This window comes from Aurantimicrobium minutum, from assembly GCF_029893825.1.
In the GTDB taxonomy this organism is placed as follows: Bacteria; Actinomycetota; Actinomycetes; order Actinomycetales; family Microbacteriaceae; genus Aurantimicrobium; species Aurantimicrobium minutum_C.
Map to the genome: position 1 here is coordinate 277,834 of NZ_JARXXV010000001.1, position 16,004 is coordinate 293,837.

The 16,004-nt window shown below is 52.0% G+C and carries 14 protein-coding genes; 8 read left to right on the forward strand and 6 right to left on the reverse strand.

Annotated elements, in window-relative coordinates:
• Positions 1-20: 20 nt before the first annotated feature.
• A complete protein-coding gene (lpdA, locus tag M2120_RS01315; protein WP_280796930.1) occupies positions 21-1,394 on the reverse strand; it encodes a dihydrolipoyl dehydrogenase in 1,374 nt (457 codons plus the stop codon).
• 86 nt (positions 1,395-1,480) lie between these two features.
• Positions 1,481-2,956, reverse strand: a complete 1,476-nt coding sequence (locus tag M2120_RS01320) for a leucyl aminopeptidase (protein ID WP_280796931.1) — start codon at positions 2,954-2,956, stop codon at positions 1,481-1,483.
• Positions 2,957-3,039: 83 nt separating this feature from the next.
• On the opposite strand from M2120_RS01320, the gene M2120_RS01325 reads away from it, so the two are divergent.
• Together M2120_RS01325 and M2120_RS01330 are read left to right on the forward strand one after the other, a co-directional pair.
• The gene (locus M2120_RS01325) at positions 3,040-3,966 is read left to right on the forward strand and encodes a proteasome assembly chaperone family protein (protein WP_280796932.1); all 927 of its coding nucleotides are present in this window, start codon (positions 3,040-3,042) and stop codon (positions 3,964-3,966) included.
• Positions 3,967-4,154: 188 nt separating this feature from the next.
• On the forward strand, positions 4,155-5,834 hold the full coding sequence (locus M2120_RS01330) for an RNA polymerase sigma factor (protein WP_348519944.1): 1,680 nt from the start codon (positions 4,155-4,157) through the stop codon (positions 5,832-5,834).
• 69 nt (positions 5,835-5,903) lie between these two features.
• Here M2120_RS01330 and M2120_RS01335 read toward each other — a convergent pair whose 3' ends face one another.
• Positions 5,904-6,140, reverse strand: coding sequence for a DUF7455 domain-containing protein (locus M2120_RS01335; protein WP_280796934.1), 237 nt, complete (start codon positions 6,138-6,140; stop codon positions 5,904-5,906).
• Positions 6,141-6,318: 178 nt separating this feature from the next.
• On the opposite strand from M2120_RS01335, the gene M2120_RS01340 reads away from it, so the two are divergent.
• A complete protein-coding gene (locus M2120_RS01340) occupies positions 6,319-8,400 on the forward strand; it encodes a DNA gyrase/topoisomerase IV subunit B (RefSeq protein ID WP_280796935.1) in 2,082 nt (693 codons plus the stop codon).
• Between the two features lie 48 nt (positions 8,401-8,448).
• On the opposite strand, the gene M2120_RS01345 is transcribed toward M2120_RS01340, so the two are convergent.
• The gene (locus M2120_RS01345; protein ID WP_280796936.1) at positions 8,449-10,902 is read right to left on the reverse strand and encodes a DNA gyrase/topoisomerase IV subunit A; all 2,454 of its coding nucleotides are present in this window, start codon (positions 10,900-10,902) and stop codon (positions 8,449-8,451) included.
• A 74-nt stretch (positions 10,903-10,976) separates the two neighbouring features.
• Here M2120_RS01345 and M2120_RS01350 point away from each other — a divergent pair, with 74 nt between their 5' ends.
• Entirely contained in the window at positions 10,977-12,125 is a 1,149-nt protein-coding gene (locus tag M2120_RS01350) for an alkaline phosphatase family protein (RefSeq protein WP_280796937.1), read from the forward strand.
• Here the strand turns inward: M2120_RS01350 and sepH are convergent.
• Complete coding sequence (gene sepH / locus M2120_RS01355; RefSeq protein WP_280796938.1) at positions 12,122-13,156, reverse strand: septation protein SepH; 1,035 nt, start codon at positions 13,154-13,156, stop codon at positions 12,122-12,124. The genes M2120_RS01350 and sepH overlap by 4 nt on opposite strands.
• Before the next feature lie 204 nt (positions 13,157-13,360).
• Between sepH and M2120_RS01360 the strand changes: the two genes are divergently transcribed.
• The gene (locus M2120_RS01360; RefSeq protein ID WP_280798138.1) at positions 13,361-13,657 is read left to right on the forward strand and encodes a DUF4193 domain-containing protein; all 297 of its coding nucleotides are present in this window, start codon (positions 13,361-13,363) and stop codon (positions 13,655-13,657) included.
• Positions 13,658-13,715: 58 nt separating this feature from the next.
• Here M2120_RS01360 and M2120_RS01365 read toward each other — a convergent pair whose 3' ends face one another.
• Positions 13,716-14,159 (reverse strand): DUF3093 domain-containing protein, encoded by a 444-nt coding sequence (locus M2120_RS01365; protein WP_280796939.1) that lies wholly within the window; start codon positions 14,157-14,159, stop codon positions 13,716-13,718.
• A gap of 39 nt (positions 14,160-14,198) precedes the next feature.
• Between M2120_RS01365 and dut the strand changes: the two genes are divergently transcribed.
• Genes dut through M2120_RS01380 form a run of 3 tightly spaced genes read left to right on the forward strand, consistent with a single transcriptional unit; the run spans position 14,199 to position 15,919 of the window.
• On the forward strand, positions 14,199-14,648 hold the full coding sequence (gene dut, locus M2120_RS01370) for a dUTP diphosphatase (RefSeq protein WP_280796940.1): 450 nt from the start codon (positions 14,199-14,201) through the stop codon (positions 14,646-14,648).
• Between the two features lie 3 nt (positions 14,649-14,651).
• Positions 14,652-15,251 (forward strand): DUF3710 domain-containing protein, encoded by a 600-nt coding sequence (locus M2120_RS01375; RefSeq protein ID WP_280796941.1) that lies wholly within the window; start codon positions 14,652-14,654, stop codon positions 15,249-15,251.
• A 2-nt stretch (positions 15,252-15,253) separates the two neighbouring features.
• The gene (locus tag M2120_RS01380) at positions 15,254-15,919 is read left to right on the forward strand and encodes a DUF3159 domain-containing protein (protein WP_280796942.1); all 666 of its coding nucleotides are present in this window, start codon (positions 15,254-15,256) and stop codon (positions 15,917-15,919) included.
• Positions 15,920-16,004 lie beyond the last annotated feature (85 nt).

Below are 16,004 nucleotides of genomic sequence, written 5' to 3' on the forward strand. Positions count from 1 at the left end.
TACTAATGCTTGGCAGTTCTCTACAGCGTGTGTAAAGGCTTGCCAGCGAGGTAGAGGAATGCTTCACCCAAAGATTCGTTCTGGGTTGGGTGAGCGTGGATAAGTGGTGCGATGTCTTCTGGGTGTGCTTCCCAGTTAACAACAAGCTGAGCTTCACCGATCAGTTCACCCACGCGGGCACCAATCATGTGAACTCCAACAACGGGACCGTCTACAACGCGAACAACCTTGACAGAACCAGCGGTTCCCAAGATTTCGCTCTTACCGTTACCGGCAAGGTTGTAGTCGTAAGCAGCAATCTTGTCTGCGCCATACTGCTCAGCAGCTTTCGCTTCGGTGAGACCGACGGAGGCGATTTCAGGCTCGCAGTAAGTCACCTTAGGAATGTTGGTGTCAGAGATAACCACTGGGTTCAGGCCAGCAATCTCTTCGGCAACGAAGAAGCCCTGCTGGTAACCACGGTGAGCAAGCTGCAGGCCGGGAACAATGTCTCCCACTGCGTAAACGCCGGGGATGTTGGTAGCGAGGCGCTCGTTGGTGATCACGAAACCACGGTCCATCGTGATTCCGACCTCTTCAAAGCCGCAACCAGCAGTAGCTGGTCCACGACCAACAGCTACGAGAAGAAGGTCTGCTTCGACAGTTTCTCCGCTTTCGAGTGTGACGACCACACCGGAGTCATTCTGGGTTACACCTTGGAAGCGAACACCCAGCTTGTAGTCGATTCCGCGCTTACGGTAAGCACGCTCTAGAGCCTTTGAGATGCTTTCTTCCTCGTTGGGAACGAGGTGAGGCAGTCCCTCGATGATGACGACTTCTGCGCCGAAGCTCTTCCACACGGACGCAAACTCAACACCAATAACTCCACCACCGAGGATTGCAACCTTGTTGGGGACATAGTTCATCTGGAGTGCGTGTTCGCTGGTAATCACGCGTCCACCAATTTCCAGACCAGGAAGTGAGCGTGAGTAAGAACCGGTTGCCAGAACAATGTTCTTACCTACAACGGTGTCTGCGCCAACTGCAACAGTGTTGGGGGAGACGAGGCGACCTTCGCCTTCGATGACGGTAATTCCGCGTGCCTTGATGAGACCGCCGAGACCCTTGAACTTCTTGGCAATGATGTCTTCACGGAATGCGTTTACGCGGTCCATGTCCACACCGTTGAAAGTGGTGTTAATGCCGCACTCGTGTGCTTCACGGGCGTTATCTGCAACCTCAGCTGCGTGCAGCATGGCCTTGGTAGGAATGCAACCTACGTGAAGGCAGGTGCCGCCAAGCTTGTTCTTTTCGATCAGGGCGACATTCATGCCTAATTCGCTGGCGCGAATAGCAGCAGAGTAGCCGCCACTTCCGCCGCCAAGTACGAGGAGGTCAAAGTTGAGTTCAGCCACGTTTCTGCTCCTTTTGAGAGGGTGTTTGCGCCAGGCAGACGCATAAATCTGCGTTACTTACGGTGAAGTTAACCTTTACGAGACTACTACGCCGTGGCGTAAGACTCTGCGAGGTTAATGAGGGTTCTCACTGCAACACCAGTTGGACCAGCGCTTGTGAAGCCATAAGCACTGCCAGCATTGTTAGCTGTGTTGGCAATATCGAGGTGAATCCAAGGTATTTGTGGGGCGTCATCTTTATCGGAGGTCTTGCCCACGAAATCTTTGAGGAATGTAGCTCCTACCAGCATTCCGCCTGCAGTATTTCCCGGTTTCACATTGGCAATATCTGCCACATCGGAGTTGAGGTACGCGCGGAGTTCTTCCGGTAGCGGCATGTGCCAGAAGTTTTCCCCAGCAGCCTGACCGAGTTCCACGAGGTGGGAAATAGCATCCGCATCGCCCATGACTCCTGTGTAGCGGGTGCCGAGGGCAGTGGTTGCTGCACCGGTGAGCGTAGCAATGTCAATCAGGAGATCGGGATGTTCAGCACTGGCGGCGACGAGACCATCTGCGAGCACCAATCGGCCTTCAGCATCAGTATTGAGAACCTCAACAGTCTTGCCACCGTGAATGGTGAGGACATCATTCGGCCGGATAGCTGTACTGGAGGGCATGTTTTCGGCCAAGCACAGCCACGCAGTGATATTCACGTTCAACTTCAGCTGTGCTGCGGCGATAATTATCGCGAGCGTGGATGCTGCACCTGTCATGTCGTATTTCATGCCAATCATCCCGGCACCCGACTTGAGGGAGAGCCCTCCGGTATCAAACGTGATGCCTTTGCCCACTATGGCGATGTGTTTCTTGGCCTTCTTGGGTGCATAAACCAATTTCACTAAACGCGGTGGACGAGAAGAACCTTGACCCACACCGGAAATTCCGCCAAAACCATCCTTCGTGAGCGCTTTCTCATCCCACACAGTGGACTTGATTGGCAGACCTTTGATTGCCGCTAGTGCGTGGGTGACGAAGCTAGCTGGGTAAAGATCATTCGGGGGAGTGTTGACCAGGTTCTTAACCAGCGACAAGGCTTCAGCAGTGATCACCGGTTTAGTCAAAGAAGATGCCGCTTTTTTAGAAGCAACTATTTCAACCTGCTGAACGGGAGTCTTCTTTTCCGGTGTGCTCTTGTACATCGTGTATGAGTAAGCACCCAATGCTGCACCCTCAGCAATGGCTTCGATAGAGGGCTGTTCATTAACGCCGAAGTCAAAAGCAACGAGTGAAGTGCCCAATAATTTACGCGTTGCCACTGCTGCTGCATAGCGGTAGCTATTTGCAGAAAGCGGGAGAGCACCCAAACCTACGATTGCAATGACCTTGGTCGGATGTGCTGGGTCTACAACAGTTGTGAACGAGTCCTGAGCGCCAGAAATATCTAACGTTTGTGCGATTTTGCTCAACGCAGATGTATCCCGTGAGGCCTGGAGGCTGACGCCCTTTTTGCCTGGGATAGCGCCGATAACCGTAACGGCTTGAGCGGAAGGACGATTGACAAGACTCAGCTTTGGAATACTCACGAATTCACCCTAGGTTCCAAAGCAATACCTCAGCTGACTCACACGCGTACATTGCTGGATAAATCCGAACGTAGACTGAAACCATGTCTGAACGCGAAAGTTTGCTCCACTTCGTGATTGACCCTGCTGAAGTTCCGCGAGGACTCCCACTTGTTGCAGGTTTAACTGGCTTTGCTGACTCTGGTTCTGCCGTGACGGGTTTCACTGACTACATCGTCGACACGATGGATTCGCACGTTATTGCGACGTTTGACGCTGATTCCTTATTGGACTACCGTGCTCGCCGTCCAATCATTTACTTTGACCAAGATCACCTCACCGGTTTTGAACCCCCCATGTTGGCCTTCCACTTGGTTCGTGATGAGATTTCTCGCCCCTTCATTCTGCTCACTGGTTATGAACCAGATTTCAAATGGGAAGCATTCAGTCGAGAAGTATTGAGTTTCGTTGAACGGTTTGATGTGGCAACCACAACCTGGGTGCACTCCATCCCCATGCCAGTTCCACACACTCGTCCCATTGGCACAACAGTCAGTGGTAACCGGGCCGATCTCATCGACCAGTTCTCGGTCTGGCGACCACATACACAAGTCCCTGCAAATGCAATGCACCTGGTGGAATATCGACTTCAAGAAATGGAGCACGAGGTTGCAGGTTTTGTGCTTCTGGTACCCCACTACCTCGCAGACACAGAATTTCCTCAGGCGTCACTGGTGGCCTTGGAAAGTATTAGTTCTGCAACCGGACTCATTTTCCCCACAGACCGCCTGCGAGAAGAAGGGCGCGAGTTCGTCTCAAAGATCGACGAGCAAGTTGAGACCAACGATGAACTCAACAAACTCGTGCACACCCTTGAACAGCGCTATGACTCGTATATGAAAGACAATGCGCTGCGCTCACCACTGACCGACGTTGAAGGTGAACTTCCCACAGCGGATGAGATCGCCGCAGAACTCGAAGAATTTCTTGCGTACCGTCGTGGTACGGAAGAGCCCGGCGACATGCGATAATAGAAACCGGACCCAGTCTTTTCCCTTTACGGGACTTGACAAGGGTCCTAGTTATGCCCCCGAACAGGAGAAATCTGCTCATGGCACCAGAGAACACGCCCGCTAAGGCCAAAGGACGCCTCGCGTCATTCTTTAGTGGAAAGTCGAAGCCCTCTGCTGCTGAGCCCGCTCCGGAAAGTACTCCCTCAGTGAAGGCTCCTGCCGCAAAAACTTCTGCACCAAAAACCGCTACCAAGTCTCCCGCAAAGGCTCCTGCGAAGACTACTGAAAAAACCCCAGCGGCAAAGGCAGCCAAGCCAGCCGCCGCCAAGGCTCCCACAGCTAAAGCACCGGCTGCTAAAGCACCCGCAACAAAAGCGGCTGCACCAAAAGCTGCAGCTCAGGCACCTGCGAAAGCAGCTGATAAGCCAGCAGTAAAGGCCGCACCCAAAACTACAAAGGCTGCGTCTCCTGAAGCTGAAACTAAGAAAGCTGCGCCTAAGGCAGCAGTGAAGGCTCCTGCAAAGGCTCCTGCGAAGCCTGCAACGAAAGATGCTGCGAAGCCTGTTGAAAAGGCCGCACCCAAGGCGGCGTCAAAGGCTGCGGCAAAATCCGTTGAAGAAGCAAAGCCTGCAGCAAAAGCAAAGAAGCCAACTAAGGCAGAGCTTGAGAAGATGGCCAATGCACTTCTGACCGAAGAAGCTGCGCCTGCTGAGATTGCTCCCAAGCGCGGTCGTGGCCGCGCAAAGGCCGTTGATCCAGATGCTGAAGAAGACGAAATTGATGAAGACGAAATCGATGGTGATGTTGCCATTGAAGCAGTTGTCATCGATGTAGTTGACGAAGAAGTTCTCGAAGAAGATGAAGACAAGCCTGCACGTCCAGCAGTAACGGAAGAACCTTTGCCAACTGGCGCCATTGTCCTGTCGATGACAGATGATGACGATGACATCCCAGTCATCTCCACAGCAATTACTGGCGCAACCGCTGACCCAGTCAAGGATTACCTCAAGCAAATCGGTAAGGTTCCTCTGCTCAACGCTGTTGAAGAGGTTGAACTTGCATTGCGTATCGAAGCGGGACTTTTCGCTGAAGATCGCTTGGCAACGAAGAAGAACATTCCCAAGCAGCTCGAGCGTGAACTTCGTTGGGTTGCCCGCGACGGTCAGCGCGCTAAGAGCCACCTGCTGGGTGCAAACCTTCGTTTGGTTGTGTCTCTCGCAAAGCGTTACACCGGCCGCGGCATGCAGTTCCTGGACCTGATCCAAGAAGGTAACCTCGGTCTAATCCGTGCGGTAGAGAAGTTCGACTACACCAAGGGCTTTAAGTTCTCGACTTATGCAACCTGGTGGATTCGTCAGGCAATCACCCGTGCAATGGCAGACCAGGCACGAACCATTCGTATTCCAGTACACATGGTTGAAGTCATTAACAAACTTGCTCGTGTTCAGCGCCAGATGCTCCAGGACCTCGGACGTGAACCGACTCCTGAAGAGCTCTCTCGCGAACTAGATATGACTCCTGAAAAGGTTGTTGAAGTCCAGAAGTACGGTCGCGAACCAATCTCGCTTCACACACCTTTGGGTGAAGATGGTGACAGCGAATTCGGTGACCTCATTGAAGACACTGAAGCGGTTGTTCCAGCAGATGCTGTTGGTTTCACCATGTTGCAGAAGCAGCTGGAATCCTTGCTTGATTCACTCTCTGAGCGTGAAGCTGGAGTTATTCGTATGCGTTTTGGTCTAGGCGATGGCATCCCCAAGACACTTGACCAGATTGGTGACACCTTCGGTGTGACCCGTGAACGTATTCGTCAGATCGAGTCCAAGACGATGGCGAAGCTTCGTCACCCGTCACGTTCTCAGTCACTTCGTGACTACCTCGAATAAATCGAGAACACATCAAAGAAGGCCCGGAAGCACATGCTTCCGGGCCTTCTTGTGTGAAGTGATGAAGGACTAAATGGAGCGGTCGTTTGCTGCGTGCAGCTTTGCAGTCTCGTCGTGCCATTGAGCTCCCAAGCCAGTGAGCTTTTCACGGTGCTTTGAAGCGTGGTGAGCGCAGAAGAGCAGCACGCCACCAGCAGGCATGGTTGCTCGAACATATGCCTGAGCGCCACAGCTGTCGCAACGGTCAAGGCTGGTGAGCTCTGAGGTTACGTCTGTTGATGCGGTTTCAGTCATTGCTGTGGTCATCTCTCGCTCCTCTTCGTAATGAAGTCCTAAGCACATATAACCATGAACAGGTGAGAAAAAGAGGAGGATTCGGGGGCATTTCGCTGACCGCGTATCAGGTTCTTGACGCGTGCCTCCGAGTAATCGGGTCCGCAACAAACTACTGTCAAAGAGCGCCATGAAGTAGTTGAGGAGTCGCGTGAGTTCTTCAGAGTATTCCGCTCGCCATCTTTCCGTTTTGGAAGGTCTTGAGGCGGTTCGTAAACGTCCCGGTATGTACATCGGCACGACTGACTCTCGTGGTCTCATGCACTGTCTCTGGGAAATCATTGACAACTCTGTAGATGAGGCGCTCGGTGGTTTTGGTAACACCATTGAGATTCAACTCCACAAAGACAACAGTGTTGAAGTCCGTGATAAAGCACGCGGTATTCCTGTTGATGTGGAGCCTAAAACCGGCCTCACGGGTGTTGAAGTGGTCTTCACCAAGCTCCATGCTGGTGGAAAATTTGGATCAGGTTCTTATGCTGCTTCCGGTGGTCTACACGGTGTTGGTGCGTCGGTGGTCAACGCGCTTTCTGAGCGTCTGGACGTTGAAGTTGATCGTGATGGTAAAACCTGGGGAATGTCTTTCCGACGTGGAGAGCCCGGAATTTTCGACGACAGCAAAGGCATTGCCCCCAATAACCCTTTTACGCCTTTCGATGAAGAAAGCACTCTCACTGTCAAAGGCAAGGTTGCCAAGGGTGTAACCGGAACGCGAGTACGCTACTGGGCTGACCAGCAAATCTTCACCCCTGGGGCTTCTTTTCAAACGGAAGATCTCGCATCAAGGGCTCGTCAAACTGCATTCCTCGTGCCAGGTCTTGAAATGAAGATCTCAGACGAACGAGGTCATGAGGTCATCGAATCCAGCTTCAAATTTTCCGGTGGAATTAGTGAGTTTGCTGAATTCCTCGCACCTGATACTGCAGTGACTGATATTTGGCGTCTGACTGGTGAAGGAATCTTCACCGAGACTGTTCCTGTTCTGGGTGCCGACGGAAACATGGCACTCTCTGAGGTGGAGCGCACCTGTGGCGTAGACATCGCTTTGCGGTGGGGTACTGGCTACGAAACCGAGATGCAGAGTTTCGTCAACATTATTTCGACGCCCAAGGGTGGAACACACCAGCAGGGTTTTGAACAGGCATTGCTCAAGGTGATCCGAGCACAGGTTGAAGCAAACTCACGCAAGTTGAAAGCCGGAAATGACAAAGTCGAAAAAGATGATGTCTTAGCTGGGCTCACAGCTGTCGTAACAGTGAGAGTTCCTGAACCACAGTTCGAAGGTCAAACCAAGGAAGTACTGGGAACTCCTGCAGTGAAGGCGATTGTTGCCTCGGTTGTTCAGAAACAGCTTGCAGCGCGACTGACCTCCACCAAGCGTGACGATAAAGCACAGTCAGCTTTGCTGTTGGAGAAGATTGTTTCTGAAATGAAGAGCCGTATCTCGGCTCGCACTCACAAGGAAACACAACGTCGAAAGAACGCCCTAGAGACCTCAAGTCTGCCGGCAAAGCTGGTCGATTGCCGCAGTAATGACGTTGAACAATCCGAGCTCTTCATCGTTGAGGGTGACTCTGCTTTAGGAACAGCCAAGCTTGCCAGAAATAGTGAATATCAAGCCTTGCTTCCTATTCGAGGCAAAATTCTCAATGTTCAGAAAGCCTCTGTTTCTGACATGCTCAACAATGCTGAGTGCGCTTCCATCATTCAAGTTATTGGTGCAGGTTCTGGACGCAGTTTCGATCTTGAATCCTCCCGCTACGGCAAAGTTATTTTGATGTCTGATGCTGATGTGGACGGCGCTCACATTAGAACACTCCTGCTGACGCTGTTTTTCCGTTACATGCGTCCACTCATTGAGGCAGGTCGAGTATTTGCAGCGGTTCCACCACTTCACCGTGTTGTCGTGATCAATCCAGGTACCAAACCCAACGAGACGATTTACACCTATTCAGAGACTGAACTTCAGTCGGTACTCACTGCATTGGCAAAATCCGGAAAACGCTATCAAGAGCCCATTCAGCGTTATAAGGGTTTGGGTGAGATGGATGCAGATCAGCTCGCAAACACTACGATGGACCGTTCAGCTCGCACCCTGCGCCGAGTACGTGTTGAAGATGCGGCTATGGCCGACACCGTGTTCGAACTGTTGATGGGTAATGATGTTGGTCCCCGCAAGGACTTCATCATCGAAGGCTCAGCTGGGCTCTCTCGCGACCGTATAGACGTCTAGTCGTAGTTCTCTCGGGTCGTGCCAGAGAAATGGTGCGCTGAAGCTGTATTAGCTCACAGCGCTTCCCACGAAGGCAACATCGCCATCGAGAAGTGTTCCTGAGGCGTCACGCTTAGCAAATTCTGTAGGGAGCTCTCTGGGCATTCCATCGAGAGCGTTTGCCCTGGCAACTCCTTGACCCACCCACGCAATTGCAAGGGCATCTTCGCCCTTGAGCAGGGTCTGAGCACGGACTCCGCCCGTGCCACGACCCTTTGCGGGGAATTCGCTCAGGAGAGAAATTTTGGCACGGCCAGCATCCGTTCCCAGGAGGGTGTTCATGCTGGCAGAGATAGTGACCACATGAGCATCTTCTTCTGGTCCAGCAGTGAAGTAGATAACTTTTGCGTTGTCGGAGACTCGAATACCGGCCATACCACCAGCAGCTGCTCCCTGTGGTCGCACAGAGTCCGCACTGAAATGTAGCAGTTGCGCATCTGAAGTAACAAAAATGAGTTCATCAGAATCTGCCGCAGGGGCAATACCGACAACGCTGTCAGATTCCTTGAGCGAAATAATGACATTGCCTGACTTCACCGGGAAAGCATCTGCTTGAACGCGCTTGACCACACCTTCTGCAGTTCCGAGAGCGTAGGTTACGTCGCCGCCTAAGGAGACAAGTCCCACAACTTTCTCACCAGATTCAAGCTCGATGTAGTCGGAGCTGTTCACCGCTGCAGCGAGCGAAACGCTGGAGGCAGGAACACCAGGTAACGAAACAGGGGAGAAGTGAACCAGACGTCCTGTGCTTGTGACCGCACCAATGAGGCCACGACGAGTTGTGGCAATGTTCGAAACAATCCCATCGTGAGCGGTTCGGTGGGTTCCTTGAGCAATAGAATCACTTGCGTTCTCAAGATCAACCCGTGCCAACCTACCACTTGCAGAAAGCAGCACTCGGCAAGCGGTATCCTCCAGTTGAAGTGCTTCAGGCTGTGCGGCAGCTGCACGAGCTGCCGTGGTTGTTGGTGCCACTGTTGAGGTGGACAACACGGTTCTACGTGGTGTGCCTAGAGTCTTCGAGACTTCCTGGAGTTCCTTCACCACCACGTCGATCAGCTTCTTCTCACTACCGAGGATGGTCTCCAGCTCTGAGATTTCTTTACGCAAGCTATCTGCTTCAGCTTCAAGTTCTACCCGTGAGAACTTGGTGAGTCGTCGCAGACGCAGCTCAAGAATGTAGTCAGCCTGTGGAACAGAAAGTTCGAAGACCTCCATCAAGCGTGCGCGTGCTTGTTCGGTGTCATCGCTTTGACGAATCAGTTGAATAACTTCATCGATATCCATGATTGCAATGAGTAAGCCATCAACAAGGTGTAGTCGTTCTTGTCTCTTCGACAGCCGGTGTTTTGATCTGCGCTGAACCACCTGCTTGCGGTGATCAACGTAAACCTGAAGCATGTCACGAAGACCCATTGTCTGGGGGCCACCGTTGACTAGTGCAACGTTGTTAATGCTGAACGAATCCTCAAGTGGGGTGTAGCGATAGAGCTGTTCTAAGACAGCTTCAGGGTCGAAACCTGTTTTGATTTCAATAACCAACTTGAGACCGTGATGACGATCTGTCAGATCAATCACATTAGAAATACCGTTGAGTTTTTTACTTGTAACACCGTCTTTGATCTTGTCGATCACCTTTTCAGGACCGACAAGATAGGGCAGTTCAGTGACCGTAATGCCCATTTTGCGTGGGGAAATGCTCCCCATGGTGACCCTGGCACGTGTCTTGAAGCTTCCACGGCCAGTTTCATATGCTTCACGGATTCCGTCGAGGCCCATGATCACGCCGCCGGAAGGAAGGTCTGGACCTGGCACGAACGCCATCAGTTCATCCAGTGTTGCGTGAGGGTTACGTAAGAGGTGAATTGACGCTTCAATCACCTCGATGAGGTTGTGAGGTGCCATGTTGGTTGCCATACCCACGGCAATACCGCTAGCACCATTGACCAGCAGGTTGGGGTAGGCCGCTGGTAACACATCAGGCTGTTGAAACTGGTTGTCGTAATTTGGGACAAAGTCGACTACGTCCTCATCCAAGTTGGCTGTCATGGCCAACGCAGAAGCTGCGAGGCGTGCTTCGGTATAACGAGCCGCAGCAGGGCCGTCATCGAGTGAGCCAAAGTTTCCATGGCCGTCAATCAGTGGGAGACGGAGAGAGAAATCTTGTGCCAAACGAACCAGGGCGTCATAGATGGAGGCATCGCCATGTGGGTGAAGTTTTCCCATCACTTCACCGACAACGCGGGCGGACTTCACGTGTCCCTTTTCTGGGCGAAGACCCATTTCGCTCATCATGAACAAAATGCGTCGTTGAACGGGTTTCAGCCCATCACGCGCATCCGGAAGGGCACGTGAGTAAATGACGGAGTAGGCGTATTCGAGAAAGGAATCCCGCATCTCGGTGGAGACATCAATGTCTTCGATACGTTCGACTGCATCGTGTGCAGGGGAGTTGGGCGTCATCTCAGTTCTTTCGTTACGCATACATCGACAGCAGGCATATCTGGCAAACGCACAACTATGAAAGACTGACGTCGATGTCCATCATGTTACCGAGCCAGATTTTCGCTCAGTTGAGCCTTGCCGACGTGTTGCCAAGTTGCCTCGCGAGCATGGGTGCTGAGGATTTTCCCAATAACCTCGGACTTTCTCCCGCTCGTTCTGCGGTCGTGGTACTGGTTGATGGTTTAGGGCTTCACAATCTGAAAAATGCCCAAGCACATTCACGATTTTTAGCCAGCAATCTGGGTGCTTCTGCAGTTCTTTCCACGGTGTTCCCCAGCACAACAGCTGCAGCATTGGCATCTCTCACAACAGGAGTTACCCCAGGTCAACACGGGATGACTGGGTACAAAACCCGGAATCCGCTCTCGGGTGAAGTCCTCAACCTATTGACTGGTCTCGGTGCTCTCGAGGACCTTGACTCATGGCTCACCAGTTCCTCCCTCTTTGAGGTTGCCCGCCGAAATGAGATTGCATCATCTGTTGTGGCACATCCACGATTTGCAGCAACACCACTGACGCAGCTCATTCATGCAGGTGCCACCCAACTGAGTGCAAAAGACCTCGACGATCGGGTCTCTGCAACGGTGGCATCTGTTTCCGAACCGGGACAACAACTCGTTGTTCTTTATGTTTCAGAACTTGACGAGATTGCTCACAACAAAGGTGTGAATAGTTCTGAGTGGGCAGCAGCGCTCGAATCTCTCGATGGGGCTCTCAAACATCTTTCACAACGTCTTCCTCAGGATGTTGGAATGGTCATCACTGCTGATCATGGGGTGCTAGATGTCCCATCCTCAAAGCACTACCTCTTTGGGAATGACAGCGAACAGATGCAATATATCGACCAGGTTGGTGGCGAGCCGCGCTGTTTGCAGTTGTATTTCTCTGAAAACACTTCGCAAGAGCAGCGTGAGGCGACATTAGCTTCTTGGCGCCGGGATTGGTCAGAACTGGCTTATGTTTTGACCAGAGACGAGGTCGCCACCTCCGGGCTTTACGGACGAATCCGAGAGGGTAATGAAGAACGTCTAGGTGACATCTTTGTGATGGCCAAGAAAGACGTCGCCTTTTATGACGAACGAGATAAGTCCAAGAAGGGAAGATCCATGATTGGCCAACATGGCGGGATTTCACCTATTGAAATGGCAATCCCAGGAATACTTCTTGGAGCTTTCGCCTAGGCGGGATCGTCGTCAGAACGCGTTCCGAACACAATGTCATCCCAGGAAGGCATTGCAGGTCGGCCATTCTTGCCAATTTGCTTCGAGTCATTCTTTGACTCTGCCGGGGCAACAACCGGAGCCTCTTCAGAAACACTCATGTCGAATGGCTCAGTGAAGTTGATAGTCGCATCGAATTCCACTGTGTTACCACTGATAACCGTGTCATCGCTGACTACATCGATAGCTTCCGTGGCAGCGCTGACTTCGTCTTTGAGCCAGGCAGGTGTGGCTTCGCGCTCATTACGTCGTTTGCGTAATGCTTCCAATAAATCTGCAGTGGGACTGTGTTCCCGAGTTTGAGCGGCAGGGGCTTCTTCTAGCTCTGTTGAAACAACTGGAGCAATTCGAGGGGAATCCTCTGCAACGGGTTGAACAATGACGGTGTCAGCACTGTCAGGTGCTACAGCGCGAAGTTTAGGAATGAGTCCTGTGTTGAGTTCGCTCTTTTGAGACAAGGTTGATGCATCGCTGTTGACTGGGGTGAGCGTTCGCTTACGAGGTTCAAAAGACCACCGTGCATCGTGTTCAATCGAGTTTGCTGTGAACAAGAGCTTGACTATCCACGAGCCAGTTTCTTCTTTCCAGGTTGCCCAACGTTCAGAAGTGGCACCCAGGCTGTGGAGTCGCTGGGTTATCACGGTTCCAAAAGCAGTACTGAGGTTTCCGGTTTCAGTTTCTACAGTTGTTTGCGTAGGAACGGACAATGCAGAGCTAATAATGAATTCGCGTTCTGCCAGGACAGGCGTTTCGAATCGTTGAATCAAATCCAGAGTTGCACCAGTCAAGGCAGAGATTTCTTCATTAGAAAGACCGGCACGCAAGTGCGCTTGAATGTCCTTGGGTGAAACACGAGGGCCATCTTCGGAAGCGCGAGTGTGACGCAGACGGCGCAGTGAAGTTTCATCCACGGGAATACGGAATTCGTTCCCCTCGGGATCTGTGGCGATGAGGGTCGCGCCATCAACATCGGTGACAGTAAGTTCACGCATAACGAGGTGCTCCTTGGCCAAAAAACTGCTGTTTAGAGAATTCCATGTATTCGCACACTTGGTCTGTAGCCTTTGCGCGTGCCGAGGAATTACATTTCTGAAGCAACACGCCCTGTCAGGTTTTTGAAATTCTGAGCACAATGGGGCAAACTGTCCGCGCCGGGGCTTTTCAACCTCGGTGACGTGACGAATTGGAACCTGAAGATGGCAACTGACTACGACGCACCGCGTAAAAATGACACAGACGACACAGAATCGATCGAAGCGCTCAAGGAGCGCGTGCCTGACAAGCTCTCTGGAGCAGTAGACGCGGAAGACGCCGACAACCCTGGTGGTTTTGAGCTTGCAGGTGCAGACCTCTCTGACATGGAGCTTGATGTCGTTGTTTTGCCGCCTCAGGATGACGAATTCACTTGCGTGAGCTGCTTCCTGGTCAAGCACCGTTCACAGGTGGACCACGAAGAAAAACTTGGACCCGTGTGCAAGGAATGCGCTTTCTAAAGTCTTCTTAACTACCTAGGGCCGGCATTTGCCGGCCCTAGGTAGTTAACCCGTTGATTCACCCTTTGCGAGAGCTCCTCAAAGCGGCGACTAATTCTTCTGGTCTGCGGCTTGAGAATAACCAGTATGGAGTTGGGTCCTGAGGGTCAGTGATTTCTACCTTGACCACAGGGTTAACCCATCCGCGCAGAAAAATCCACGCACGGGCATCAAGTTCTGGTCCACGTGCAGCGACGGCATAGTTGCCGGAATACGCGCTTACAGAACCCACATAGGCAAGATCAATATGAGCCTTGCCCACGCGTAACTCATCAGAAGTGACAGTAATTGTGGGTGAGGTCGCAAACATGGGAATAACGATCAGCAAGTAAACCACGATGGAAATGATGATTCCCAAGATGAGGTTGATCGGCGCCATCACCAAAATGATGGTGGGAATCATGAAAGCTGCGATGAGATACATCCACCATGATGGGCGTAATACTTCACGAAAAGTCGACATACATCTATTCGACCACTGTTTTTGGGCTAACCTCGACACGTGGCCGAAACAGTCGAAGTTCTCATCAACGCGCAAAACATTCCTAGCTACTCTCATCCGGGAGATGCTGGAGCTGATCTGTCGTCGTCGGAGTCCCTCACGCTTGCTCCGGGGGAGCGTGCAACAGTTGGGACCGGAGTGTCTATCGCTTTGCCAGCTGGTTTTGTTGCCTTCGTAGTTCCTCGCTCAGGACTGGCTGCAAAGCACGGAATTACAGTTGTTAACTCTCCAGGCACAGTGGATGCTGGATATCGGGGAGAAATAAAGGTCACGTTGCTCAACACGGATTCGTCTGTGCCATTTGACATTGCCGTCGGCGATCGAATTGCTCAAATCATTGTGATGCCGGTTACTCAAGCACGTTTCATCCCTGTCGAGAAACTTCCGCTAAGTGAACGTGGTGAGTCTGGTTTTGGCTCTACTGGGCTTTCTGCACGGAAAGGAAACTAATTCATGACTGGACCAATTTCAGATGCAAAGAGCGCTCCCGCGGATCGCGAGACGACCGGGCCTTTTGATGAATCCGAAGTCAGTGGTGTTCGCCCATGGGTTGACCTAGGCTCCCTCAAACTCATACCCCGTGAAGGTCTGAACCTTCGTCTCGAAGTTGAGGAAGGGTCTGGACGAGTCGTTGCTGTAGCAATGGACTATCTGGGGTCAACCTTGCAGGTGCAAGCTTTCGCCTCTACGCGGTCCCAGGGACTGTGGCACGAGGTGCGCGCTCAACTCACCGAGCAGATTACTTCTCAGGGTGGAATCGTGGAGGATTCCCTTTCCGAACTAGGCCCAGAATTACTGAGCAAGGTTCCTGCACTACTTGATGGCAAGCAAGTATTCCAAGAAGTTCGATTTATCGGCGTTGACGGTCCTCGCTGGTTCCTTCGCGGAGTTATTGCCGGTCCAGCAGCGACTAACCCTGAACAAGGTGCGCGGATGATTGAGTTGTTCCGCGACATCGTCGTTGTTCGTGGTCAACAGCCGATGCCTCCACGTGAACTGATGCCACTACGTGTACCCGAGCAAGCATCAGGTATTGCTCCTACCCAGCGCTAGTCATGTCTGACAAGCAAGGTGTAGCGGCGTTAGCTGCTCAGTTGGGTGGAAGTTCAAACGGTAAGCATCCTTTGTGGAATGCCATGGGCGGTGCTTTGGGAATCGTCGAAACTGTTCTTCCAGGCCTGCTCTTTGTGGCAGTTTTCACTCTCACGCAAAATTCATGGCTTGCAATCGGTGTCTCTGTATCGATTTCTGTTGTATTTACTGCGTACCGTTTGATTCGCAAACAGGCGGCAACTCAGGCACTTGTGGGATTGCTGGGTGTTGTCATCTCCGCAGTGCTTGCCATCATGTCCAACAAGCCAGAAGACAACTTTGTTGTCGGCATGGTGACCAATGGTGTGTATGGGTTCGTGTTTCTTGTCTCTGTCCTCGTGGGTTGGCCCATTATTGGCGTCGTGGTCGGGATGGTTCGAGGTGAAGGCACGAAATGGCGGACCAACCGCCATCACAAACGTGTCTATCAGGGTGTTACTGCAATGTGGGTGGCGATGTTTGCACTTCGTCTGGCAGTCGAATATCCGTTGTATCTTGCGGGGGATATTGCAGGTCTAGGAACAGCAAAGCTTGTCTTGGGGCTGCCCTTGTATGTACCAGTACTTGCGTTAACCTGGTTGATCGTTCGATCGCTGTATCGAGAAAAATCTGTGAATTTACAGAAATAACTGTCAAAAAAGCCGACTAAGATATATCTTGATATCGAGAGACTTTTTGTTCTCTCGTTGCGCACCACAATTTATACCTGCGTAG

Coding starts and splice junctions, on each gene's coding strand:
- M2120_RS01325 (WP_280796932.1), top strand. CDS start 3,040: ATGTCTGAACGCGAAAGTTTGCTCCACTTCGTGATTGACCCTGCTGAA.
- M2120_RS01365 (WP_280796939.1), bottom strand. CDS start 14,159: ATGTCGACTTTTCGTGAAGTATTACGCCCATCATGGTGGATGTATCTC.
- M2120_RS01380 (WP_280796942.1), top strand. CDS start 15,254: ATGTCTGACAAGCAAGGTGTAGCGGCGTTAGCTGCTCAGTTGGGTGGA.
- M2120_RS01335 (WP_280796934.1), bottom strand. CDS start 6,140: ATGACCACAGCAATGACTGAAACCGCATCAACAGACGTAACCTCAGAG.
- M2120_RS01360 (WP_280798138.1), top strand. CDS start 13,361: ATGGCAACTGACTACGACGCACCGCGTAAAAATGACACAGACGACACA.
- M2120_RS01345 (WP_280796936.1), bottom strand. CDS start 10,902: ATGACGCCCAACTCCCCTGCACACGATGCAGTCGAACGTATCGAAGAC.
- M2120_RS01350 (WP_280796937.1), top strand. CDS start 10,977: ATGTCCATCATGTTACCGAGCCAGATTTTCGCTCAGTTGAGCCTTGCC.
- M2120_RS01375 (WP_280796941.1), top strand. CDS start 14,652: ATGACTGGACCAATTTCAGATGCAAAGAGCGCTCCCGCGGATCGCGAG.
- sepH (WP_280796938.1), bottom strand. CDS start 13,156: ATGCGTGAACTTACTGTCACCGATGTTGATGGCGCGACCCTCATCGCC.